Source organism: Streptomyces alboniger, assembly GCF_008704395.1.
Lineage (GTDB): Bacteria > Actinomycetota > Actinomycetes > Streptomycetales > Streptomycetaceae > Streptomyces > Streptomyces alboniger.
In genome coordinates, this window is record NZ_CP023695.1 from 6,657,740 (window position 1) to 6,679,318 (window position 21,579).

Annotated in this window: 23 protein-coding genes; 16 read left to right on the forward strand and 7 right to left on the reverse strand. The window is 71.7% G+C overall.

The features are described from left to right. Nucleotide 1: 1 nt before the first annotated feature. The 3 genes from aceB to yczR all read right to left on the reverse strand — a co-directional run bounded on the left by aceB (nucleotide 2) and on the right by yczR (nucleotide 4,055). Nucleotides 2-1,621, reverse strand: coding sequence for a malate synthase A (aceB, locus tag CP975_RS29305; RefSeq protein WP_055528303.1), 1,620 nt, complete (start codon nucleotides 1,619-1,621; stop codon nucleotides 2-4). Between the two features lie 226 nt (nucleotides 1,622-1,847). Further along, on the reverse strand, nucleotides 1,848-2,510 hold the full coding sequence (locus CP975_RS29310; protein WP_150477538.1) for a nucleotidyltransferase family protein: 663 nt from the start codon (nucleotides 2,508-2,510) through the stop codon (nucleotides 1,848-1,850). 66 nt (nucleotides 2,511-2,576) lie between these two features. After that, a complete protein-coding gene (gene yczR / locus CP975_RS29315; RefSeq protein WP_055528301.1) occupies nucleotides 2,577-4,055 on the reverse strand; it encodes a MocR-like transcription factor YczR in 1,479 nt (492 codons plus the stop codon). 99 nt (nucleotides 4,056-4,154) lie between these two features. Between yczR and CP975_RS29320 the strand changes: the two genes are divergently transcribed. After that, nucleotides 4,155-4,667, forward strand: coding sequence for a universal stress protein (locus CP975_RS29320; protein ID WP_055528295.1), 513 nt, complete (start codon nucleotides 4,155-4,157; stop codon nucleotides 4,665-4,667). 24 nt (nucleotides 4,668-4,691) lie between these two features. Here CP975_RS29320 and CP975_RS29325 read toward each other — a convergent pair whose 3' ends face one another. Next, nucleotides 4,692-5,507: an IclR family transcriptional regulator gene (locus tag CP975_RS29325; protein ID WP_055528294.1), complete on the reverse strand. Its 816-nt coding sequence runs from the start codon at nucleotides 5,505-5,507 to the stop codon at nucleotides 4,692-4,694. Nucleotides 5,508-5,821: 314 nt separating this feature from the next. Between CP975_RS29325 and allB the strand changes: the two genes are divergently transcribed. Continuing rightward, entirely contained in the window at nucleotides 5,822-7,204 is a 1,383-nt protein-coding gene (gene allB / locus CP975_RS29330) for an allantoinase AllB (protein WP_246201670.1), read from the forward strand. 4 nt (nucleotides 7,205-7,208) lie between these two features. Continuing rightward, nucleotides 7,209-8,324, forward strand: coding sequence for an allantoicase (alc, locus tag CP975_RS29335; RefSeq protein ID WP_055528293.1), 1,116 nt, complete (start codon nucleotides 7,209-7,211; stop codon nucleotides 8,322-8,324). A 65-nt stretch (nucleotides 8,325-8,389) separates the two neighbouring features. On the opposite strand, the gene CP975_RS29340 is transcribed toward alc, so the two are convergent. Continuing rightward, complete coding sequence (locus tag CP975_RS29340) at nucleotides 8,390-9,130, reverse strand: SDR family oxidoreductase (protein ID WP_055528292.1); 741 nt, start codon at nucleotides 9,128-9,130, stop codon at nucleotides 8,390-8,392. 220 nt (nucleotides 9,131-9,350) lie between these two features. Here CP975_RS29340 and CP975_RS29345 point away from each other — a divergent pair, with 220 nt between their 5' ends. Further along, a complete protein-coding gene (locus CP975_RS29345) occupies nucleotides 9,351-9,959 on the forward strand; it encodes a dihydrofolate reductase family protein (RefSeq protein ID WP_055528291.1) in 609 nt (202 codons plus the stop codon). Between the two features lie 133 nt (nucleotides 9,960-10,092). Further along, nucleotides 10,093-10,518, forward strand: a complete 426-nt coding sequence (locus CP975_RS29350; protein ID WP_055528289.1) for a guanyl-specific ribonuclease — start codon at nucleotides 10,093-10,095, stop codon at nucleotides 10,516-10,518. A 37-nt stretch (nucleotides 10,519-10,555) separates the two neighbouring features. Here the strand turns inward: CP975_RS29350 and CP975_RS29355 are convergent, their stop codons facing one another. Continuing rightward, nucleotides 10,556-10,762, reverse strand: coding sequence for a hypothetical protein (locus CP975_RS29355; RefSeq protein WP_055528288.1), 207 nt, complete (start codon nucleotides 10,760-10,762; stop codon nucleotides 10,556-10,558). Nucleotides 10,763-10,922: 160 nt separating this feature from the next. Here CP975_RS29355 and CP975_RS29360 point away from each other — a divergent pair, with 160 nt between their 5' ends. The 3 genes from CP975_RS29360 to CP975_RS29370 are packed head-to-tail and all read left to right on the forward strand — an operon-like array spanning nucleotide 10,923 to nucleotide 13,388. Further along, nucleotides 10,923-12,188, forward strand: coding sequence for a sensor histidine kinase (locus CP975_RS29360; protein ID WP_150477539.1), 1,266 nt, complete (start codon nucleotides 10,923-10,925; stop codon nucleotides 12,186-12,188). After that, a complete protein-coding gene (locus tag CP975_RS29365; protein ID WP_055528355.1) occupies nucleotides 12,185-12,856 on the forward strand; it encodes a response regulator transcription factor in 672 nt (223 codons plus the stop codon). Before CP975_RS29360 ends, CP975_RS29365 begins: the two co-directional genes overlap by 4 nt. A gap of 49 nt (nucleotides 12,857-12,905) precedes the next feature. Continuing rightward, nucleotides 12,906-13,388: a PaaI family thioesterase gene (locus CP975_RS29370; RefSeq protein WP_055528284.1), complete on the forward strand. Its 483-nt coding sequence runs from the start codon at nucleotides 12,906-12,908 to the stop codon at nucleotides 13,386-13,388. Nucleotides 13,389-13,421: 33 nt separating this feature from the next. Here CP975_RS29370 and CP975_RS29375 read toward each other — a convergent pair whose 3' ends face one another. Continuing rightward, entirely contained in the window at nucleotides 13,422-14,426 is a 1,005-nt protein-coding gene (locus CP975_RS29375; RefSeq protein ID WP_055528283.1) for a Gfo/Idh/MocA family protein, read from the reverse strand. Between the two features lie 117 nt (nucleotides 14,427-14,543). On the opposite strand from CP975_RS29375, the gene CP975_RS29380 reads away from it, so the two are divergent. The 8 genes from CP975_RS29380 (at nucleotide 14,544) to CP975_RS35175 (ending at nucleotide 21,540) form a co-directional block, all read left to right on the forward strand. Next, nucleotides 14,544-15,335, forward strand: a complete 792-nt coding sequence (locus tag CP975_RS29380) for a GntR family transcriptional regulator (protein WP_425474288.1) — start codon at nucleotides 14,544-14,546, stop codon at nucleotides 15,333-15,335. 153 nt (nucleotides 15,336-15,488) lie between these two features. After that, the gene (locus CP975_RS29385; protein WP_055528282.1) at nucleotides 15,489-16,475 is read left to right on the forward strand and encodes a sugar ABC transporter substrate-binding protein; all 987 of its coding nucleotides are present in this window, start codon (nucleotides 15,489-15,491) and stop codon (nucleotides 16,473-16,475) included. A gap of 95 nt (nucleotides 16,476-16,570) precedes the next feature. Then, nucleotides 16,571-17,584 carry a sugar ABC transporter substrate-binding protein gene (locus tag CP975_RS29390; RefSeq protein ID WP_030778281.1) on the forward strand — a complete coding sequence of 338 codons (1,014 nt, stop codon included), beginning with the start codon at nucleotides 16,571-16,573 and terminating at the stop codon, nucleotides 17,582-17,584. Continuing rightward, complete coding sequence (locus tag CP975_RS29395; RefSeq protein ID WP_055528280.1) at nucleotides 17,581-18,636, forward strand: ABC transporter permease; 1,056 nt, start codon at nucleotides 17,581-17,583, stop codon at nucleotides 18,634-18,636. The genes CP975_RS29390 and CP975_RS29395 overlap by 4 nt, the downstream gene beginning before the upstream one ends. Further along, on the forward strand, nucleotides 18,633-19,442 hold the full coding sequence (locus CP975_RS29400) for an ATP-binding cassette domain-containing protein (RefSeq protein WP_150477541.1): 810 nt from the start codon (nucleotides 18,633-18,635) through the stop codon (nucleotides 19,440-19,442). The genes CP975_RS29395 and CP975_RS29400 overlap by 4 nt, the downstream gene beginning before the upstream one ends. Nucleotides 19,443-19,645: 203 nt before the next feature. Further along, the gene (locus CP975_RS29405; protein ID WP_030778286.1) at nucleotides 19,646-20,803 is read left to right on the forward strand and encodes an ROK family glucokinase; all 1,158 of its coding nucleotides are present in this window, start codon (nucleotides 19,646-19,648) and stop codon (nucleotides 20,801-20,803) included. Continuing rightward, on the forward strand, nucleotides 20,804-21,403 hold the full coding sequence (locus tag CP975_RS29410) for a hypothetical protein (RefSeq protein ID WP_055536089.1): 600 nt from the start codon (nucleotides 20,804-20,806) through the stop codon (nucleotides 21,401-21,403). After that, nucleotides 21,400-21,540 (forward strand): hypothetical protein, encoded by a 141-nt coding sequence (locus tag CP975_RS35175; protein ID WP_167532749.1) that lies wholly within the window; start codon nucleotides 21,400-21,402, stop codon nucleotides 21,538-21,540. The genes CP975_RS29410 and CP975_RS35175 overlap by 4 nt, the downstream gene beginning before the upstream one ends. The last annotated feature ends 39 nt before the right edge of the window (nucleotides 21,541-21,579 follow it).

A 21,579-nucleotide genomic window follows, 5' to 3' on the forward strand; every position in this document is an offset into this window, starting at 1 on the left:
GTCAGCGCAGCTGCTCGTAGGCCGGGAGCGTCAGGAAGTCCGCGTAGTCCTCGTCCAGGGAGACCTGGAGGAGGAGGTCGTGGGCCTGCTGCCACTTGCCTGCGACGAACGCCTCGTCGCCGATCTCGGCGCGGATCGCGGCCAGTTCGGCGGCGGCGACCTCGCGGGTGAGGTCCGCGGTGGCCCGCCGGCCGTCCTCGAAGACGACGCCCGCGTTGATCCACTGCCAGATCTGCGAGCGCGAGATCTCCGCGGTGGCCGCGTCCTCCATCAGGTTGAAGATGGCGACGGCGCCGAGTCCGCGCAGCCACGCCTCGATGTAGCGGATGCCGACCTGGACGGCGTTGACCAGACCGTCGTACGTGGGCTTCGCGTCGAGGGAGTCGATGGCGATCAGGTCGGCCGCCGAGACGTCCACGTCCTCGCGCAGGCGGTCCTTCTGGTTCGGCTTGTCGCCGAGCACCGCGTCGAAGGACTTCATGGCGATCGGGACCAGGTCCGGGTGCGCCACCCACGAGCCGTCGAAGCCGTCGGCGGCCTCGCGGTCCTTGTCGTTCTTGACCTTCTCGAACGCGACCTTGTTGACCTCCGCATCCTTGCGGGACGGGATGAACGCCGCCATGCCGCCGATCGCGTGCGCGCCGCGCTTGTGGCAGGTGCGCACGAGCAGTTCGGTGTACGCGCGCATGAACGGGGCGGTCATCGTGACGAGGTTGCGGTCCGGCAGGACGAACTTCTCGCCGCCGTCACGGAAGTTCTTGACGATGGAGAAGAGGTAGTCCCAGCGGCCCGCGTTCAGGCCCGACGCGTGGTCGCGCAGCTCGTAGAGGATCTCCTCCATCTGGTACGCGGCGGTGATCGTCTCGATCAGGACGGTCGCGCGGACCGTGCCCTGGGGGATGCCGACGTAGTCCTGCGCGAAGACGAAGATGTCGTTCCAGAGGCGCGCCTCCAGGTACGACTCCGTCTTCGGGAGGTAGAAGTACGGGCCCTTGCCCAGCTCGATGAGGCGCTTGGCGTTGTGGAAGAAGTACAGGCCGAAGTCGACGAGCGCGCCGGGGACCGGGCGGCCCCCGACCTGGAGGTGGCGCTCGTCGAGGTGCCAGCCGCGGGGGCGCATCACGACGGTGGCCAGCTCGCCGGCGTCCTTGAGGGCGTACGACTTGCCGGTGCGCTCGTCGGTGAAGTCGATGCGGCGCTCGTAGGCGTCGGTGAGGTTGAGCTGGCCGAGGACCACGTTCTCCCAGGTGGGCGCGGAGGCGTCCTCGAAGTCGGCGAGCCAGACCCGGGCGCCCGAGTTCAGGGCGTTGATGGTCATCTTGCGGTCGGTGGGGCCCGTGATCTCCACGCGCCGGTCGTTGAGCGCGGCCGGGGCGGGGGCGACCTGCCAGGAGTCGTCCGCGCGGACCGCGGCGGTCTCCGGGAGGAAGTCGAGGGTGGAGGTGGTGGCGATCTCGGCACGGCGCTCGGCGCGCCGGGCGAGGAGATCGTCACGCCGGGGCGTGAACAGCCGGTGCAGCTCGGCCACAAAGGCGAGGGCCGCGTCGGTGAGCACCTCTTCCTGCCGGGGCAGGGGCTCTGCGTCGACGATGGCCAGCGGCGACGGCGCTAGTGCGGACATGAGCTGTCACTTCCTTCAGAGAGCTGCGCGGACGGTGCCGGGCGAGCCGCCGGGCAGACACGGTGACACTGAGTGCCACGGGAGCCGAGGTGCGGCTGCGGGGCCCCGTCCGAGGTAACGGGCCTTCTGGTCAGTGGATACTAGTTTCCTCATGGTGGAAGTTCAATCGTTTGTTGATGTCGAGATTCTTTTCGTCGACAGAACGTGTCGCTGAGTGCCACGTCCATCACTCCATGTGGGCCGCGGCCTCGCCGCCGCCCGACGGGGCGGTGCCGGGCCCAAGGCGCCCGAGGTCCCGCGGGGTGTCGATGTCGTACGCCTCGGCCACGTCCCCGCACTCCACGAGCGTGATCTCGCCCGCGTGCTCCCGCAAGTAGTCGCGTGCCCCCCGGTCGCCGACCGCACTCGTCCCGATCCCGGCCCAGTGCTCGCTCCCGAACAGGACCGGATGGCCGCGCCGCCCGTCGTACGCGGCCGCCGCGAGGGTCGAGGGCGAACGGTAGGCGGCGCGTACGCGCCCCGTCGCCACCGCGCCGATCCCCGGCTGGTCGACGAGCGAGACCAGCGCGCCGCTCGCGCCCGTGCCGCGGAGCGAGGCGAGGCCGACCCTGAGCGAGGAGCCCATGCCGTCCTCCCAGTCCGGGTTGTCGACCACGACACAGCCGCGCAGCGAGGCACGCGCGCGTACGGCGTCGGAGGCGGCGCCGAGGACCACGTGCACCCGGGTGCATCCGGCGTCGCGCAGCACCCTTACCGCGTGCTCCACCAGGGGGCGGCCGTGATGCTCCAGGAGCGCCTTCGGCCGCCCGCCGAGGCGCCGCCCGCCACCTGCGGCGAGGAGCAGCCCGGCGACCTCGCCGGCCTGTACGTTCATCGGTTCCGTCGTCATACCTCCTGGATACACCCCCGGCCCCGCGGGCCTGACCGGACGGGACCGCGGGGCGCGGGAGTGGCTTCAGGCCATCCAGGGGCGGCGGCCCGCGGTGTCGTTCGTGGGGCGCAGATCCCCCGCCGACGCCGCGGCGAGGCGCACCGCGGCCTGCTCCGACAGTTCCGGCGCCAGCGTGTACGGGACGCGGAGGCGGTGTTCGTGCGTCCCCGGGTCCGCGCCGAAGCGCGAGCCACCCTCGATCCGCACGCCGTGCGCGAGCGCCGCGCGGGCCAGCGCCGAGGCGACGGGCCGCCCCAGGTCCACCCAGAGCGAGAGCCCGCCCGGCGGCAACCGCCAGCGCCACTCGGGAAGATAACGGGCCAGGGACGCCGCGAGCGCGTCCCGCTGCGCCCGCAGCCGCGGCAGCCGCTCGCGCAGCACGTCGTCCATGTCCCTCAGCAGATGGAGCGCCACCAGCTGCTCGATGACGGGCGTCGCCATGTCGCTCGGCACGCGCTTGGTCGCCAGCTCGGTGATCAGCCTGGACCCGGCCCGTACCCAGCCGATCCGCAGCCCGCCCCAGTGCGTCTTGCTCAACGACCCTACGGTGACGACCTGTTCGCCCGCGCCGGGCGGCGCCAGCGAGGCGAAGGGGGCGGGCGGCGGCCCGTCGAGCGCGATGTCGGCGATCGTCTCGTCGATCAGCAGCCAGGTGCCCGTGGCGCGGGCCGTCTCCAGGACGCGTACGCGTTGCTCGCGCGGCATCAGACTGCCCGTCGGGTTCTGGAAGTCCGGTACGAGGTAGGCGATGCGGGGCGCGGCCTGCCGCAGCGACGACTCGACGAGGCCGCTCTCCCAGCCGTCGTCCGTGACCGGCACGGGAACCGCGCGCAGGCCCGCGCCGCGGATCGCGTCCAGGGCGTTGGGGTACGAGGGGTTCTCCACCAGGATCCGGTCGCCCGGCCCGCCGAGGAGGGAAAGGGTCAGGGACAGCGCGTGCTGGGCGCCGGTCGTGATCAGGATCTGGTCGGGGAGCGTCGGCAGACCGCGCCGGGTGAACCGCTCGGCGACGGCCGCTCTCAACTCCGGTATGCCGTAGGGGTGGTAGCCCGGCGTCGGCGCGTGCTCGGCCAGCATCGCGGACGCTCCCGCGAGCGCCGCGGTCAGCTCCGCCTCCGGGGCGCCGGGTGCCGCCACCGCCAGGTCGAGCACGTCGTCGCCCACCGGGAACACCGGGAACGCCGCCACGCTGGACGGGCGCCGGCCCTCCGGCAGCTCGGTCCAGGTGCCCGCGCCGCGGCGGCTGCGCGCGAAACCGCCCTCGCGCAGGGCGTCGTACGCCGCGGTGACGGTGGCCCGGCTCACCGAGAGGGCGGCGGCCAGTTCGCGCTCGGCGGGCAGCCGGGTGCGCAGGGGGATGCGGCCGTCGAGCAGGAGGGCGCGTACGGCGTGGGCGAGTGCGCGGTAGCCCGGGTGCTCACCGGCGGTGCCGGTCAGCAGGGCGGCCAGCTGACGGCTGCCCAGCCGCCGGTCCACTGGATGGGCCACCCATGCCTCTGCCATGCCAACTCCCTCTGATTGGCCCTGCTCTTCAGGCCAATGAGCGTACAGACTCCGGTTCGCACCGCTTCAGTCGGCTTTTTTGGCCTGGGAGGGATACCGATGACACGCATCGAGAGCGGAGAAGGACGCGTCGTCGTGGGGGTGACGGGCTCGCTCGCGAGCCTCGCGGCGCTGCGGGCGGCCGCCGAGGAGGCGCGGCGCGGCTGCCGCACCCTCGTGGCCGTGACGGCCTGGGCGCCACCGGAGGGGGAGGCGGTGTATCTGCGCCACCCCGACGCGGAGTGGGCGCGGCACTGGTGCGCCGAGGCGGGGGCCCGCCTCGACCGCGCCTTCGACGCGGCCTTCGGCGGAACGCCGCACGGGGTGCGGACCGAGCGCCGGGTCGTCAGGGACCGGCCGGGGCGCGCCCTGTGCTCGGTCGCCGCACGCCCGGACGACCTGCTGGTCGTCGGCGCCCGGCACGGCAGACGCCACGCGACCCGCGTGCACCGCTACGTCGCCGCCCACGCGCACTGCGCCGTCCTCACGGTCCCGGCGCCGCCCGTGCCGAGGGGCCTGCGCCGGGCGCTGCGAAGGGTGACGGCGGAGGACTTCGCGCTGGTCGGGCACTGAGGCCGGGAGCGGCCGCGGTCCTGCTTAGGCGCCCGGCCCCGAACTGACCAGGGCCGCCGACAGCTCCACCGCCACCTGCTGCAACACCGGCACGATCCGCTCCGTCGCCGCCTCGGTCACCCGTCCCGCGGGACCGGAGATGGAGATCGCCGCCGCCGTGGGTGAGTTGGGCACCGACACGGCCAGGCACCGTACGCCGATCTCCTGCTCGTTGTCGTCGACGGCGTACCCGGCGCGGCGGACCTCCTCAAGCGCGTCGAGGAACCCTTCCGCCGTGGTGATGGTCTTCTCCGTGGCCGCGGGCATCCCGGTGCGGGCGAGCAGCGCCCGCACCTCCTCCGGCGGCGTGTGCGCGAGGAGCGCCTTGCCGACGCCCGTGGAGTGCGGCAGGACCCGCCGGCCGACCTCGGTGAACATCCGCATCGAGTGCTTGGACGGCACCTGTGCGACGTACACGATCTCGTCGCCGTCGAGCAGCGCCATGTTGGCCGTCTCGCCGGTCTCCTCGACGAGGCGGGCGAGGTAGGGCCTGGCCCACGTGCCGAGCAGCCGCGAGGCCGACTCGCCGAGGCGGATCAGTCGCGGGCCGAGGGAGTAGCGGCGGTTGGCCTGCTGGCGTACGTAGCCACAGGCGACCAGGGTGCGCATCAGGCGGTGGATCGTCGGGAGGGGCAGGCCACTGCTCGCGGACAGCTCGCTGAGACCGACCTCGCCCCCCGCGTCCGCCATCCGTTCGAGCAGATCGAAGGCGCGCTCGAGTGACTGGACGCCGCCGCTCGCGGCGGGGGGCTTCGAGGCGGCGACTTCAGCAGGGGCGTCGTTGGCGCTTGACGTCGGCACGGCGCGTTCCTTTCGGTGCTGGCGGGCAAGGAAGCAGCCTACCGGGCGGTTCTTCCCGGGGGCTCGCGCGCGAGGCGGCGTCGTCGCCGGTCAGGGGGACTTTGCCCGGGTCTTCCCAAGGTTGTCCGAGGCCCCTTGAAGCCGCCCTTGTGCGTAGCTACGTTCTGGCTGGCGGAATTCTAATTCCATGTTGTGGAAACGTCTAGACCCTTGACGCCGCGCGGCGGAGCGTGAAAACTCCTTCAACAGAACGTTGAATTCCGTTAAGCGGAAACAAAAGGTCTGTGAAGCGGAACAGAAGAGAGGGGACACGGGTGTCCGATCAGGACGTGAACGTGGACGCGGGCACGGGTGCGGGCGGCGCGGGTGTGGAGCTGGTGCTGCGCTCCACCCGCGTCGTCACCCCGGAGGGAACTCGCGCCGCCTCGGTCGCCGTCTCCGGCGGGACGATCGTGAGCGTCGACGCGTACGACACTCCGGTACCGGACGGCGTACGCGTCGAGGACCTCGGCGACGACGTCCTGCTGCCCGGCCTCGTCGACACGCACGTCCACGTGAACGACCCCGGACGCACGGAGTGGGAGGGCTTCTGGACCGCCACCCGCGCCGCCGCCGCGGGCGGCATCACCACCTTGGTCGACATGCCCCTCAACTCCCTGCCGCCGACCACGACGGTCGACAACCTGCGCACCAAGCAGGACGTCGCCCGCGGCAAGGCGCACATCGACGTCGGCTTCTGGGGCGGCGCCCTGCCCGACAACGTCGCGGACCTCAAGCCCCTGCACGACGCGGGGGTGTACGGCTTCAAGTGCTTCCTCTCGCCGTCCGGCGTCGACGAGTTCCCCGAACTCGACCAGGACCAGCTCGCCGCGTCCATGGCCGAGATCACCGGCTTCGGCGGGCTCCTCATCGTGCACGCCGAGGACCCGCACGAGCTGGAGGCCGCCCCGCACACGAGCGGCCCCAAGTACGCGGACTACCTCCGGACCCGGCCCCGCATCTCCGAGGACACCGCGATCGAGGGACTCATCGCCGTCGCCAAGCGGATCGGCGCCCGCATCCACGTCCTGCACCTGTCCTCGTCGGACGCGCTGCCGCTCATCGCCGCCGCCAAGCGCGAGGGCGTCAAGGTGACGGTGGAGACCTGCCCGCATTATCTGACGCTGACCGCCGAGGAGGTCCCCGACGGCGCCAGCGAGTTCAAGTGCTGCCCGCCCATCCGGGAGGCCGGCAATCAGGACCTGCTGTGGGAGGCGCTGGCCGACGGCACCATCGACTGCGTCGTCACGGACCACTCGCCCTCCACCGCCGAGCTGAAGACCGACGACTTCGCGACCGCGTGGGGCGGCATCTCCGGGCTCCAGCTGAGCCTGCCCGCGGTCTGGACCGAGGCCCGCAAGCGCGGTTACGGCCTTGAGGACGTGGTGCGCTGGATGTCCACGCGCACCGCACAGCTGGTCGGGCTCGACCGGAAGGGTGCCATCGAGGCCGGCCGCGACGCCGACTTCGCGGTTCTCGCGCCCGACGAGACCTTCACCGTGGACCCCGCGGAGCTGCACCACCGGAACCGGGTCACGGCGTACGCGGGCAAGACCCTCAGCGGCGTCGTGAAGTCCACCTGGCTGCGCGGCGAACGCATCCTGCACGGCGGCGAGTTCACCGAACCCGCGGGCCGACTTCTGGAAAGGAACAACTGAAACAGTGGCGATACCCTCCTTCACCGGCGACGCGAGCCCCTACGGCGGCGGCGAGCCCTACGCCGACTACCGCACGGCCGACTTCCCCTTCACCCAGTACGCCAACCTCGCCGACCGGCAGCTCGGCGCCGGTGTGATCGCCGCCAACGACGAGTTCTTCGCCATGCGCGAGAACCTGCTGCTCGCGCACCCGGCCGTGTTCGACCCCGAGCACTTCGGGCACAAGGGCAAGGTCATGGACGGCTGGGAGACCCGCCGCCGGCGCGGTGTCTCGGCCGAGCACCCGTGGCCCACCGAGGACGACCACGACTGGGCGCTGGTGCGCCTCGGCGCCCCCGGCGTCATCCGCGGCATCGTCGTCGACACCGCCCACTTCCGCGGCAACTACCCCCAGGCCGTGTCCGTGGAGGGCACCAGCGTCGAGGGTTCGCCGACGCCCGAGGAGCTGTGCGGCGACCACGTGAAGTGGACGACGCTCGTCCCGCGTACGCCCGTCGGCGGCCACGCCGCCAACGGCTTCGCCGTCGACGTCGAGCAGCGCTTCACGCACCTGCGCGTCAACCAGCACCCCGACGGCGGCATCGCCCGCCTGCGCGTGTACGGCGAGGTCGTCGCCGACCCCAAGTGGCTCACCGCGCTCGGCACGTTCGACGTCGTCGCCCTGGAGAACGGCGGCCAGGTCGAGGACGCGTCCGACCGTTTCTACTCCCCGGCCACCAACACCATCCAGCCGGGCCGCTCCCGCAAGATGGACGACGGCTGGGAGACCCGCCGCCGCCGCGACACCGGCAACGACTGGATCCGCTACCAGCTCGTCCAGCAGTCCGAGATCCGCGCCGTGGAGATCGACACCGCCTACCTCAAGGGCAACTCGGCGGGCTGGGCGGCCCTCTCCGTACGCGACGGGGGAGAGGGCGGCGAGTGGGCCGAGGCGCTGCCCCGCACCCGGCTCCAGCCCGACACCAACCACCGCTTCGTCCTGGACACCCCGGTCGTCGGCACGCACGTCCGCGTCGACATCTTCCCGGACGGCGGCATCTCCCGCCTGCGCCTGTTCGGTTCGCTGACCGAGGAGGGCGCGGCCAGGCTGGCGGCCCGCCACCAGGAGCTGGGCGGCTGATCCGCCCCCGCCGAACGTGGGGCGCGCCGGGTGGACAGCCCCGGCGCGCCCCGCACCCGTTTCCCTTACGCGGCGTGACCGCCGTCCACCGACAGCTCGGTGCCCGTGACGTACGCGGCGTCGTCCCCGGCCAGATAGCCGACCAGGGAGGCCACCTCGGCGGCGGAGCCGAAGCGGCCGAGGGCCGTCAGGGCGCTCTGGCCGTCGGCGTAGGGCCCGTCCGCCGGGTTCATGTCGGTGTCGATCGGGCCCGGCTGGACCAGGTTCGCCGTGATCCGTCGCCCGCCCAACTCCCGTGCCAGCGCCTTGTTGAGGCCGATCAGCGCGGCCTTGCTGGTCGCGTAGAGCGTGCCGCCGGGCCCCGGGACCCGCTGGGCCATGCAGCTGCCGATGGTGATGATCCGGCCGCCGTCGCGCAGCCGACCGGCCGCCGCCTGCGAGGCCAGGAAGACCCCTCGGACGTTGACGGCGAGGACGCGGTCGATGTCGGCGAGCGTCAGGTCGCCGACGGGGCCGAGGACTCCGATGCCCGCGTTGTTCACCAGGATGTCCAGATGGCCGAGGTCGTCGGCCGCGCGGTCCACGGCACCCGCGGCGTCCCCCGGGTCGGCCGCGTCCGCCCGCACGGCGAAGCCGCGCCGACCCATGGCCTCGATCTTCGCGAGGACCTCGTGGGCCGCGGCTTCGCCGTGGACGTACGTGATCGCCACGTCGGCGCCCTCCTGGGCCAGGCGCAGCGCGATCGCCGCGCCCATGCCGCGGCTGCCGCCGGTGACGAGGGCAGTCCTGCCGGTGAGAGAAGACATATCCGTACCTCTTCCGCGTGGTGAATCGCTGTATCGCTGTGCGAGCGGTAAGTGCTTGCAGATTCAATGAAAGGTGTTCACGCGGCTGGTGGCTGGCGGTAAACGGACGCGACGGTCGGGTGCCTCGGGAAGGCGGAGGTCTCTCCGGCGGCGATGACTTCCGGTCGGTGGCACGGTCTGAGTAGGTGACAGAACAGCGGCCCGGAGAGAGGCGTTCGCCATGAAGATCACATTCACCCAGTTCCTCACCCTCGACGGGGTCTTCCAGGCCCCCGGCGGCCCGGACGAGGACCGCAGCGGCGGCTTCGAGCACGGCGGCTGGTCGGTGCCCTACGGCGACGAGGACTTCGGCGCGTTCATCGATGAGGTGTTCGAACAGGCCGACGCGTTCCTGCTCGGGCGCGGGACATACGAGATCTTCGCCGGGTACTGGCCCGCGGTGACCGAGCCCGACAACCCGGTGGCCACCAAGCTCAACGCCCTGCCGAAGTACGTCGCGAGCACCACCCTGACCAGCGCCGACTGGCGCAACACGCAGATCATCGGCCGCGACGACCTGGTCAAGGACGTCACCGCGCTCAAGGAGAGTCCGGGGCGCGAACTCCAGATGCACGGCAGCGGCAACCTCGCGCGGTCCCTGATGGCGCACGACCTGATCGACGTACTGCACCTGCTGACGTTCCCCGTCGCCCTCGGCACCGGCAAGCGGCTCTTCGCGGAGGGCGGTCTGCCCACGGCCTTCCGTCTCGCGCGGTCGCGTACGACGTCCACGGGCGTCGTCATCAGCACGTACGAGCGTGCGGGGCGGCCGGAGTACGGCAGCTACTAGGCGAGGCCGAAGTGCGGCGGTCACCAAGCGGGGCCGACGAGGCGTCGTGGTGCGGTGAAGGAAGGTTAACTCCAGGAAAATTCACCGCACTTGACGTTGACACCTCAACCTCTACGCGCGTCACACTTGCCCCATGCGAATCCCCCCACGAATTCTCGGTGCCACCGCCCTCGCCGCCGCCCTGCTCGTCGGCGGCCCCGCCGCGGCCACCGCGGGCGCCACTCCCGCCGCGTCCCCCGCGCCCGTCTCCCAGTCCTCGTACGCCGTCACCGCGGTCGGCGACATCTGCTACTCCGCGCTGCCCGCCCAGGCACACGACACCCTCGACCTGATCGAGGCGGGCGGCCCCTACCCGTACCCGCAGGACGGCACCGTCTTCCAGAACCGCGAAGGCGAACTGCCGCGGCAGGGCTCCGGCTACTACCACGAGTACACGGTCGTCACCCCGGGCTCGGACGACCGCGGCGCCCGCCGCATCGTCACCGGCGAGAAGAGCCAGGAGGACTACTACACCGCCGACCACTACGCGTCCTTCGCCCTGGTCGACCACGGCTGCTGAGCCCTCGCCCGGACCTCCCCGGGGCGGCGGCGCGCGGTCAGCCCTCCTGCCGGCTCTCCGCGGCGGCGAACAGCGCGATCGCCAGCACGATCATCGCGATGCTCGCGTACAGCTCGTAGCTCTCCAGAACGCCGAAGCGGCGCAGCAGACCCCACCCGTACCGCTCGTCGGAGAGGTCGTGGACCACGCCGCCCGCGCCCTGGACGAGCAGGAGGAAACCGAGAAATTCCAGTAGCCGCTTCATGACGAGGATCCTCGCCCCGCGCCTTGCTCGCGCACATCCGCCGCGGGGCGAGGATCCGTCCGGCGTACGGGTCCGAAAGTCTGCGACCCGCGCTACTTTGGTCGGTGATCACACGCGGGGACCGCCCGCCGGCCCCACCGGGTGCGTAGATTTGTCGACCATGAGCGAAACCGAGTCCACGGAGCGCCCCGAGCGCCATGCCCCGCACGGGCCTCTGGCCAGGAGCCCCTGGGCGCTGCCCTCCGCGATCGCCCGGGAGTTCGATCCGGGCAGGGCGAAGGGCAGGTCGCGGCGGACCGTGCGCGACTGGATCGCCGACTTCACCTGCTTCTTCGCGGCCGTCCTCATCGGGATGATCGGCGCCGACGCGGTCGCCGCCAACCCGCGGATCTCCCAGGACCTCGCGGAGTTCGACCAAATCCTCGGGGCGCTCGCCTGCGCCGTCGTCTGGCTGCGCAGGCGCTGGCCGGTGGGCCTGGCCATCGCGATGGTGCCGGTCGGCATGGCCTCCGACACGGCGGGCGGCGCGGCGGCCATCGCCGTCTTCACCCTCGCCGTCCACCGGCCCTTCCGGTACGTGGCGTGGATCGGCGGCGCCTCGATCGCGGTCGTCCCCCTCGCGTACTTGATACGGCCCGACGCCGACATGCCGTACGGCGTGGCCGTCGCCTTCGGCGTCCTGCTCACCGTGACGGTCATCGGCTGGGGCATGTTCGTACGCTCCCGCCGCGAACTGCTGCTCAGCCTGCGCGAGCGCGCCATCCGCGCCGAGAACGAGGCCGCGCTCCGCGCCCAGCAGGCCCAGCGGCTCGCCCGCGAGGCCATCGCCCGCGAGATGCACGACGTCCTGGCGCACCGCCTCACCCTGCTCAGCGTCCACGCGGGCGCCCTGGAGTTCCGACCCGACGCGCCCCGCGCCGAGATCGTCCGCGCGGCGGGAGTCATCCGGGAGAGCGCCCACGAGGCGCTGCAAGACCTGCGCCAGGTGATCGGCGTCCTGCGTGACGGCGACACCGACGCCCCGGGCCGTCCCCAGCCCACGCTCGCCGCTCTGGACGCCCTGGTCGCCGAGTCCCGCGCGGCGGGCATGAAGGTCGTCCTCGACAGCCGCGTCCCCGACCCCGCGGCCGTACCCGCCGCCCTCGGCCGCACCGCGTACCGCATCGCGCAGGAAGCCCTGACCAACGCCCGCAAGCACGCCCCCGGCGCCGAGGTCACCGTCACCGTCTCCGGCACACCCGGCGGGGGCCTGACGATCGCCGTGCGCAACCCCGCCCCGCCCGGCGACGTACCGAACGTGCCCGGCTCCGGGCAGGGCCTGATCGGACTGGCCGAACGGGCCCAGCTCGCGGGCGGCAGGCTCACCCACGGGCCCGGACCCGGCGGCGGATTCCACCTGGAGGCCTGGCTACCGTGGGCGTCATGAAACCGATCAGGCTGCTCCTCGTCGACGACGACCCGCTGGTGCGCGCCGGGCTGTCCTTCATGCTCGGCGGCGCGGACGACATCGAGATCGTCGGCGAGGCGGGGGACGGCACCGAGGTCGCCCCGCTCATCGGTGAACTGAGCCCCGACGTCGTCCTGATGGACATCCGCATGCCCACGATGGACGGCCTCGCCGCCACGGAAGCGCTGCGCAAGCGCCCCGGCGCGCCCGAGGTCATCGTCCTGACCACCTTCCACGCGGACGAACAGGTCCTGCGGGCCCTGCGGGCGGGCGCGGCCGGGTTCGTCCTGAAGGACACGGCGCCCGCGGAGATCGTCGCGGCGGTCCGCGCGGTCGCCGCGGGCGAGCCCGTCCTCTCCCCGCGAGTGACCCGGCAGCTGATCACGCAGGCGACGGGCGCCGACCCCCAACTGGACCGCAGGCGCCGGGCGCTGGCCCGGCTCGACGCGCTCGGTGAACGCGAGAGGGAAGTCGCCGTGGCGGTGGGCCGCGGCGGCTCGAACGCGGACATCGCGTCGCAGCTCTTCCTCAGCGTGGCCACGGTGAAGGCGCACGTCTCCCGCATTCTGACGAAGCTGGACCTCAACAACCGTGTGCAGATCGCGCTGTTGGCGCATGACGCGGGACTGCTCGACCAGGACGGCTGAGCGGACGCGGCCGGTCATCGGCGAGCCCGAACGGTGGTAATAGTCGTGCATGACTGAACCACCTGCCCCCGCCGAGTCCCTCGACGCCGCCCCCGATCCCATCGACCTCGCCATGGCCCAGAAGGTCCTGGACGCCCAGCCGTTCAGTCGGCTCGTGCGGGCGCGCATCACGCGGTTCGGTGAGGGGGCGGCCACCCTGGAGATCGCGGCCCGCGAGGAACTCCGGCAGCAGAACGGCTTCCTGCACGGCGGCGTGCTCGCCTACGCGGCCGACAACAGCATCACGTTCGCCGCGGGCACCACGCTCGGGCCCGCGGTGCTGACCTCCGGTTTCTCCATCCAGTACGTGCGTCCGGCGACCGGCGCCGAGCTCGTCGCCCACGCCGTCGTGGTGCACACGGGCCGGCGCCAGGCGACGGTCCGCTGCGAGTTGTTCAGCGTGGCGCAGGGGAGGGACGGGGCAGACGGGGGAGGCGCAGACGCCAGGACGCTGTGCGCCATCGCGCAGGGGACCGTGCTCTCCACGGCCTGAGCGGCGGGGCCCACAAGGGGCGCGTCGCGTGTCTCAGCCCGCCGGGATCTCGGTCATCCGCACCAACCGCCGCTCCCGCCGCGACAGTTCGCACGCCTCCGCGATCCGCAGCGCTCGCAGTGCCTCGCGGCCGTCGCAGGGGTTCGCCCGCTCGCCCCGTACGACCTCGACGAAGGCGGCCAGCTCCGCCTCGTACGCGGGGGCGAAGCGCTCCAGGAACCCGGGCCAGGGCTTGACCGGCGCGGGCGGGCCCGCCGGTTCCACGGAGGTGAGGGGTGTGCGGTCGTCCAGGCCGACCGCCAACTGGTCGAGATCCCCGGCCAGTTCCATGCGTACGTCGTAGCCCGCGCCGTTGCAGCGGGTCGCCGTGGCCGTGGCGAGCGTGCCGTCGTCGAGGGTGAGGACCGCCGCCGCCGTGCCGACGTCGCCCGCCTCGCGGAACATCGCGGGGCCCGCGTCGGAGCCGGTCGCGTACACCTCGGTGACCTCGCGGCCCGTCACCCACCGCAGCACGTCGAAGTCGTGTACCAGGCAGTCGCGGTACAGGCCGCCGGACAGCGGCAGGTACGCGGCCGGGGGCGGCGCCGGGTCCGAGGTGATCGCGCGCACGGTGTGCAGCCGCCCGAGCCGGCCCGAGCGCACCGCCTCGCGCGCCGCCGCGTAGCCCGCGTCGAAGCGCCGCTGGAAGCCGAGTTGCAGGGTCGTGCCCGCCGCCTCGACCTCGGCGAGCGCGGCCAGCGTGCCCGGCAGGTCGAGCGCGATGGGCTTCTCGCAGAACACCGGCAGGCCGGCGCGCGCCGCCCTGCCGATCAGCTCGGCGTGCGCCGAGGTCGCCGCCGTGATCACCACGGCGTCCACCCCGATGGTGAAGACGTCGTCCACCGAGGGCGCGGGCACCGCCCCGGTCCGCGCCGCGAGGCCGGCCGCCCGCACGGGGTCGGCGTCGGCGACGACGAGCGAGGTCACCTGGGGGTGACGACTCAGGGCCATGGAGTGAAATGTGCCGATACGGCCCGTTCCGATCAGTCCGATGCGCATGACCCCACCCTCGCCATGCCCGGCCACCCTGTCAATCCTTTGTCCTGACAAACCGGCTGTCCGGACAACAGAACTTCAGAACTTCCCGTCATCACCCGCCGGGACTACGCTCGGCCCGTGTCCAAACCAGTCGCCAAACCAGCTCAGGACAAGCGGGTCGATGACCCCACCCTGACCCTCAGGCTCGGCGTCGACCGCAGCAGCCCGGTCCCGCTCTACTTCCAGCTGGCCCAGCAGCTGGAAGCGGCGATCGAGCGCGGCGCCCTGACCCCGGGCAGCCTCCTCGGTAACGAGATCGAGCTGGCCGGACGGCTCGGCCTGTCCCGGCCCACCGTCCGCCAGGCCATCCAGTCCCTCGTCGACAAGGGCCTGCTCGTACGGCGCAGAGGCGTCGGTACGCAGGTCGTGCACAGCCAGGTCAAGCGCCCCCTGGAGCTGAGCAGCCTCTATGACGACCTGGAGGCGGCGGGCCAGCGCCCCCAGACCCGGGTCCTGCACAACACCCTGGAGCCGGCGTCCGCCGAGGTGGCGGCCGCGCTCGGCGTCGGCGAGGGCGACGAGGTGCACCGCGTGGAGCGGCTGCGGCTGGCCCACGGCGAGCCCATGGCGTATCTGACCAACCACCTGCCGGCGGGGCTCCTCGACCTCGACACCGAGCGCCTGGAGGCCACCGGTCTCTACCGTCTGATGCGCGGCGCGGGCCTGACCCTGCACAGCGCCCGCCAGTCCGTCGGCGCCCGTGCCGCCACCGCGGAAGAGGCCGAGGGCCTCGCGGAACCGGCCGGTGCCCCGCTGCTCACCATGCGGCGCACGACGTTCGACGACACGGGGCGCGCTGTCGAGTTCGGCGCGCACGTCTACCGGGCCTCGCGGTACTCCTTCGAGTTCCAGCTGCTCGTACGACCGTAGGCGCGTGGCGGGACCCCGGGTGCGCGGCAAGGCCGTAGGTTCCAACTGGCTCACATTCGTCAGAATGTTCTGACAAAGCCATTGACGTTGCCGCGCGCCCGCCGCTAGAACTCCTCCAGCCGCACTCGGGCGGCCGGGAGAAGAGGTGGTCCCATGCGTACTGCACGCACGGCCGCGGCCCTCGTCGCGGTGATCGCGCTCGCGGGGTGCAGCAGTTCCGGCGGCAAGGACGACGAGGAGCCGGGGGACGGCTCGGGCGGCGGCAAGGGAGTGGACACGCCACGCCTCAAGATCGCGATGGTCACGCACTCGGGCGAGGGCGACACCTTCTGGGACATCGTCCAGAACGGCGCCAAGACGGCCGCCCGCAAGGACAACGTCGAGTTCCTCTACGCCAACGACAAAGAGGCCAAGGGACAGGCCGAGCTGGTCCAGTCGTTCGTCGACAAGAAGGTCGACGGGATCGTCGTGACGCTGGCCAAGCCGGAGGCGATGAAGTCCGTCCTCGCCAAGGCGGCGGACGCCGGCATACCGGTCGTCACGATCAACTCCGGAGCCGAGTTCTCGGCGGAGTCCGGCGCGCTCGGCCACATCGGCCAGGACGAGTCGGTCGCCGGTGAGGCGGTCGGCGACGAACTGAACAAGCGCGGCATGAAGAAGGCGCTCTGCGTCATCCACGAACAGGGCAACGTCTCCCTCGAACAGCGCTGCGCCGGCGTGGAGAAGACCTTCGAAGGCACGGTCGAGAACCTGAACGTCGAGGGCACCAACGCGCCCGCCGCCCAGTCCTCCATCAGCGCGAAGCTCCAGGCCACCAAGGGCATCGACGCCGTGGTCACGCTCGGCGCGCCGATCGCGGCCGTCTCCGTCAAGGCCAAGGAGGACGCAGGCAGCGAGGCCGAGGTCGGCACGTTCGACCTGAACGCCGAGGTCGTCAAGCGCCTCAAGGCCGAGGAGGTCGGCTTCGCCGTCGACCAGCAGCCCTATCTCCAGGGCTACCTCGCGATCGACCAGCTGTGGCTCCACAAGACCAACGCCAACGTCATCGGCGGCGGCAAACCCGTCCTCACCGGCCCCACGATCGTCACCGAGAAGGACGTGCCGGAGCTGGAGAAGTACACCGCCCGCGGTACCCGATGACCGCATGCGGGAACCGCGTGGTCGATACTTGGGCGGCCGGGGCCGGGGATCCGGACCGGCCGCACCGAGGAGCAGAACAAGAAGGGCACGGCGTCGTGGCAAGGGTTCAGACAGGGGTACGCGCGGTGGGGGCCGTGCTGGTTGCGGTGCTCGGGGCGTCTTTGGTGGGGTGCAGCAGCACGGGCGGCAAGCGCGCCGAGGACGCCCGCAAGGCAGCGGCGGCGGGCGGCAGGGCCGCGGTGGACACGCCGCGCTGGACCTTCGGCATGGTGACCCACTCGGGCGACGGCGACACGTTCTGGGACATCGTCCAGAGCGGCGCCAAGCAGGCAGCCGTCAAGGACAACATCAAGTTCCTGTACGCCCATGACGACGAGGCCCAGCAGCAGGCCCAGCTCGTGGACTCCTACATCGACAAGAAGGTCGACGGGATCATCGTCACGCTGGCCAAGCCCGACGCGATGAAGGGCGCCCTGGCCCGCGCCGAGAAGGCCGGGATCCCGGTGATCACGGTGAACTCCGGCTCCGCGGAGTCCAAGAAGTTCGGCGCGCTCACCCACGTGGGCCAGGACGAGACGATCGCGGGCGAGGCCGTCGGCGAGGAGCTGAACAAGCGCGGCAAGAAGAAGGCGCTGTGCATCCTGCACGAGCAGGGCAACGTCGGCCACGAGCAGCGCTGCGAGGGTGCCAAGAAGACCTTCGACGGCAAGATGCAGAACCTGTACGTGACCGGCACCAACATGCCGGACGTCCAGTCCTCCATCGAGGCGCGCCTCCAGACCGACAAGTCGGTCGACGCCGTCGTCACCCTCGGCGCGCCCTTCGCGGACACCGCCGTCAAGGCCGCCGACAGCGCGGGCAGCAAGGCCGAGGTCGACACGTTCGACCTCAACGAGAAGGTCGCCGCGGGTCTGAAGTCCGGCGACCTCGGCTTCGCCGTCGACCAGCAGCCCTACCTCCAGGGCTACCAGGCCGTCGACCTGCTCTGGCTGTACAAGTACAACGCCGACGTCCTCGGCGGCGGCAAGCCGGTCCTGACCGGACCGCAGATCGTCACCAAGGACCAAGCCGACGAGCTCGAGGAATACGCGAAGCGAGGGACCCGATGACCGCCACAGCGCCCGCGCCCGCTCCGGACACCCAGAGCGACGAGCGCCTGCTGAAGACCTCGCCGCTGAAGAAGCTGCTGGGCCGCCCCGAGCTGGGCTCGGTCGTCGGCGCCGTCGCCGTCTTCGTCTTCTTCGCGATCGTCGCGGACAGCTTCCTCCAGGCCACCAGCCTCGCCACGGTGCTGTACGCCGCCTCCACCCTCGGCATCATGGCGGTGCCGGTGGCGCTCCTCATGATCGGCGGCGAGTTCGACCTCTCGGCGGGCGTCCTGGTGACGACGTCCGCGCTGATCTCCTCGATGTTCAGCTACCAGATGACGGCGAACGTCTGGGTCGGCGTGCTCGTCTCCCTCGTCGCCACCCTCGCGGTCGGCGTCTTCAACGGCGTCATGCTCACCCGCACCGACCCGCCGAGCTTCATCATCACGCTCGGCACGTTCCTGATGCTGACCGGCATGAACCTCGGCTTCACCAAGCTGATCAGCGAGACCGTCTCCACCAAGTCGATCGCCGACATGGAGGGCTTCGCCTCCGCCAAGGACGTCTTCGCCTCCACCATCACCCTCGGAGGCGTCGACTTCAAGATCACCATTGTGTGGTGGCTCGCCCTGATCGCGGTCGCCACCTGGATCCTGCTGCGCACCCGCGTCGGCAACTGGATCTTCGCGGTCGGCGGCGGCGAGGAAGCGGCCCGCGCGGTCGGCGTCCCGGTCGCCGCGACCAAGATCGGCCTCTATATGGGCGTCGCCTTCGGCGCCTGGATCTCCGGCCAGCACCTGCTGTTCTCGTACGACGTCGTCCAGTCGGGCGAGGGCGTCGGCAACGAACTGATCTACATCATCGCGGCCGTCATCGGCGGCTGCCTGATCACGGGCGGCTACGGCTCCGCGGTCGGCGCGGCCGTCGGCGCGCTGATCTTCGGCATGGTCAGCAAGGGCATCGTGTTCGCCGAGTGGAACCCCGACTGGTTCAAGTTCTTCCTCGGCGTGATGCTGCTCCTGGCCACCCTGCTCAACCACTGGGTCCGCAAGCGCGCGGAGGCGACGAAATGACGGAAGAGACCGACGCGACGCCCGTAACGGAGCGCACGCCGCTCGTCGAGCTGGACGACGTCAGTAAGTACTACGGCAACATCCGCGCCCTCGAAGGCGTCTCCCTGGAAGTCCACGCGGGCGAGATCTCCTGCGTCCTCGGCGACAACGGCGCCGGCAAGTCCACCCTCATCAAGATCATCGCGGGGCTGCACCGGCATGACGCGGGCGCCTTCCGCATCGAGGGCGAGGACGCGAAGCTGGGCTCGCCGCGGGAGGCGCTGGACCGGGGCATCGCCACCGTCTACCAGGACCTCGCCGTGGTCCCGCTCATGCCGGTCTGGCGGAACTTCTTCCTCGGCTCGGAGCCGACGAAGGGCGTCGGCCCCTTCAAGCGCATGGACGTCGACCTCATGCGCGAGACGACGCGTGCGGAGCTGCTGCGCATGGGCATCGACCTGCGCGACGTGGACCAGCCCATCGGCACGCTGTCGGGCGGTGAGCGCCAGTGCGTGGCGATCGCGCGGGCGGTCTACTTCGGCGCGAAGGTCCTCGTCCTCGACGAGCCGACCGCGGCGCTCGGCGTCAAGCAGTCCGGCGTCGTCCTGAAGTACGTGGCCGCCGCGCGGGACGCCGGGCTCGGGGTGGTCCTGATCACGCACAACCCGCACCACGCGTACTTGGTCGGCAACCGCTTCGTACTCCTGAAGCGCGGCACGATGTCGGGCTCCTACACCCGCGACGAGATCTCCCTCGACGACCTGACCCGCGAGATGGCGGGCGGCAGCGAACTGGACGACCTCCGTCACGAACTGGAACGCCGCTAGCAAGCGCCCCGCAGGGGCGCGGGGAACTGCGCGACCAGCCACGGCCATGCCGCAGACGCGTCTGCGTGGTCTTCCCGCATGGCGACTGCGGCTTTTCATGGGCTGAGCGCGCAGTTCCCCGCGCCCCTGCGGGGCGCAATAGCGGGCGCCCGCCGGGGTGCCCGTTGTGCGCGCCCCCGCGAGCGTGAGGCAGAATCGCCGCAATGAGCACCTACCGCGACCTCGCACACCGCGGCTCCGCCCGAGCCACCGTCCTGCGAACCGTGGGCACGAGGGAGCGCCGATCCCTCCTGACGGCGCCCCGCGTCCCCACCGTCGGCATCGACATCGGCGGCACGAAGGTGATGGCAGGCGTCGTCGACGCCGACGGCAACATCCTGGAGACGCTCCGCACGGAGACCCCGGACAAGTCCAAGAGCCCCCGCGTCGTCGAGGACACCATCGTCGAACTGGTCCTCGACCTCTCCGACCGGCACGACGTGCACGCGGTCGGCATCGGCGCGGCGGGCTGGGTGGACGCGGACCGCAACCGCGTCCTGTTCGCCCCCCACCTGTCCTGGCGCAACGAACCGCTGCGCGACCGCATCTCCGGGCGCCTCGCGGTCCCCGTCATGGTCGACAACGACGCGAACACCGCCGCCTGGGCGGAGTGGCGCTTCGGCGCGGGCCGCGGCGAGGACCACCTCGTCATGATCACGCTCGGCACCGGCATCGGCGGCGCGATCCTGGAGGACGGCCAGGTCAAGCGCGGCAAGTTCGGCGTGGCAGGCGAGTTCGGCCATATGCAGGTCGTCCCCGGCGGCCACCGCTGCCCGTGCGGCAACCGCGGCTGCTGGGAGCAGTACAGCTCGGGCAACGCGCTGGTCCGCGAGGCCCGCGAGCTGGCCGCCGCCGACTCCCCGGTGGCGTACAACATCATCGAGCGCGTCAAGGGCAACGTCCCCGACATCACCGGCCCGCTCATCACCGAGCTGGCCCGCGAGGGCGACGCGATGTGCGTGGAGCTGCTCCAGGACATCGGTCAGTGGCTGGGCGTCGGCATCGCGAACCTCGCCGCCGCCCTCGACCCGTCCTGCTTCGTGATCGGCGGCGGCGTCTCCGCGGCCGACGACCTCCTGATCGGCCCGGCCCGCGACGCGTTCCGCCGCCACCTCACCGGCCGCGGCTACCGTCCCGAGGCGCGCATCGCCCGCGCCCAGCTGGGCCCCGAGGCGGGCATGGTGGGCGCCGCCGACCTGGCCCGCCTGGTCGCCCGCCGCTTCCGCCGCGCCAACCGCCGCCGCGTCGAGCGCTACGAACGCTACGAACGCTACGCCGAGGCCCGCCGCACCGACGACCGCACTTCGCAGGGAACCCCGTAGATGACCGTGCCCCGCCAGCCCTCGTCCCCGGACCGCCCCGGCGCCCCCGAACCGGGCCGCGACGGGGGCCGGACCGAGGACCGCCGCCACATGATCCGCCGCCGCTGGCTGACGGCGACGATCATCGTGCTCCTCATCGGCATCCCCGCCGGATACCTGGTGACCTCCGCGAACCAGAGCCGCAACAGCGGCCGCGACAAGGAGGACAAGTACTCCGCGACCGGCCTCACCGAAGGCTGGCCCTCCAAGGTGCAGCGCCGCCTGTACGACGTGCCGATCCCGCCGTACTCCGCGGAGGTCGCCTACTACGAGACGAACAACTGGCGCACCAGCCGCCTCTACGTCCAGTTCCTCACCAGCAACGAGGGCCTGGCCAAGTTCCTCAAGCAGATCGGCACGAGCGAGAGCAAGCTCAAGGCGGACGACCGCACCATCAGCAAGCGAGACCGGAACGTCGTCGGCTGGGAGTTCACCGGCCCGGGCCCCTGGTCGGGCCTCACCCACGAACAGAAGGACCCGGCGCCGTCGCAGGACGTGGTCGTGGACCGCGCGAATCCGGAGCACCCGATGGTGTACGTGGTGTCGATGACGACGCCGTGACGAGGGAAACCATCGGGGCCACCGACTTCAACCGCCGGGTCCGTCTGCTCGTCGAAGTACCCGACCATACCGACGAGTTGGCGCCGGCCGAGGAACTGCTCGTGGCCGAGGGCTGCGTGGTGAGGGCGGCGTGGTGAGGGCGGCCATTGCCCACGAGGCCGCCCGGGTCGGGCAGC

Bases quoted from the DNA above. Each gene is read 5' to 3' on its own strand.
- aceB (WP_055528303.1), bottom strand. From the start codon at position 1,621: ATGTCCGCACTAGCGCCGTCGCCGCTGGCCATCGTCGACGCAGAGCCC.
- CP975_RS29310 (WP_150477538.1), bottom strand. From the start codon at position 2,510: ATGACGACGGAACCGATGAACGTACAGGCCGGCGAGGTCGCCGGGCTG.
- yczR (WP_055528301.1), bottom strand. From the start codon at position 4,055: ATGGCAGAGGCATGGGTGGCCCATCCAGTGGACCGGCGGCTGGGCAGC.
- CP975_RS29320 (WP_055528295.1), top strand. From the start codon at position 4,155: ATGACACGCATCGAGAGCGGAGAAGGACGCGTCGTCGTGGGGGTGACG.
- CP975_RS29340 (WP_055528292.1), bottom strand. From the start codon at position 9,130: ATGTCTTCTCTCACCGGCAGGACTGCCCTCGTCACCGGCGGCAGCCGC.
- CP975_RS29345 (WP_055528291.1), top strand. From the start codon at position 9,351: ATGAAGATCACATTCACCCAGTTCCTCACCCTCGACGGGGTCTTCCAG.
- CP975_RS29350 (WP_055528289.1), top strand. From the start codon at position 10,093: ATGCGAATCCCCCCACGAATTCTCGGTGCCACCGCCCTCGCCGCCGCC.
- CP975_RS29355 (WP_055528288.1), bottom strand. From the start codon at position 10,762: ATGAAGCGGCTACTGGAATTTCTCGGTTTCCTCCTGCTCGTCCAGGGC.
- CP975_RS29360 (WP_150477539.1), top strand. From the start codon at position 10,923: ATGAGCGAAACCGAGTCCACGGAGCGCCCCGAGCGCCATGCCCCGCAC.
- CP975_RS29365 (WP_055528355.1), top strand. From the start codon at position 12,185: ATGAAACCGATCAGGCTGCTCCTCGTCGACGACGACCCGCTGGTGCGC.
- CP975_RS29370 (WP_055528284.1), top strand. From the start codon at position 12,906: ATGACTGAACCACCTGCCCCCGCCGAGTCCCTCGACGCCGCCCCCGAT.
- CP975_RS29375 (WP_055528283.1), bottom strand. From the start codon at position 14,426: ATGCGCATCGGACTGATCGGAACGGGCCGTATCGGCACATTTCACTCC.
- CP975_RS29385 (WP_055528282.1), top strand. From the start codon at position 15,489: ATGCGTACTGCACGCACGGCCGCGGCCCTCGTCGCGGTGATCGCGCTC.
- CP975_RS29395 (WP_055528280.1), top strand. From the start codon at position 17,581: ATGACCGCCACAGCGCCCGCGCCCGCTCCGGACACCCAGAGCGACGAG.
- CP975_RS29400 (WP_150477541.1), top strand. From the start codon at position 18,633: ATGACGGAAGAGACCGACGCGACGCCCGTAACGGAGCGCACGCCGCTC.
- CP975_RS29405 (WP_030778286.1), top strand. From the start codon at position 19,646: ATGAGCACCTACCGCGACCTCGCACACCGCGGCTCCGCCCGAGCCACC.
- CP975_RS29410 (WP_055536089.1), top strand. From the start codon at position 20,804: ATGACCGTGCCCCGCCAGCCCTCGTCCCCGGACCGCCCCGGCGCCCCC.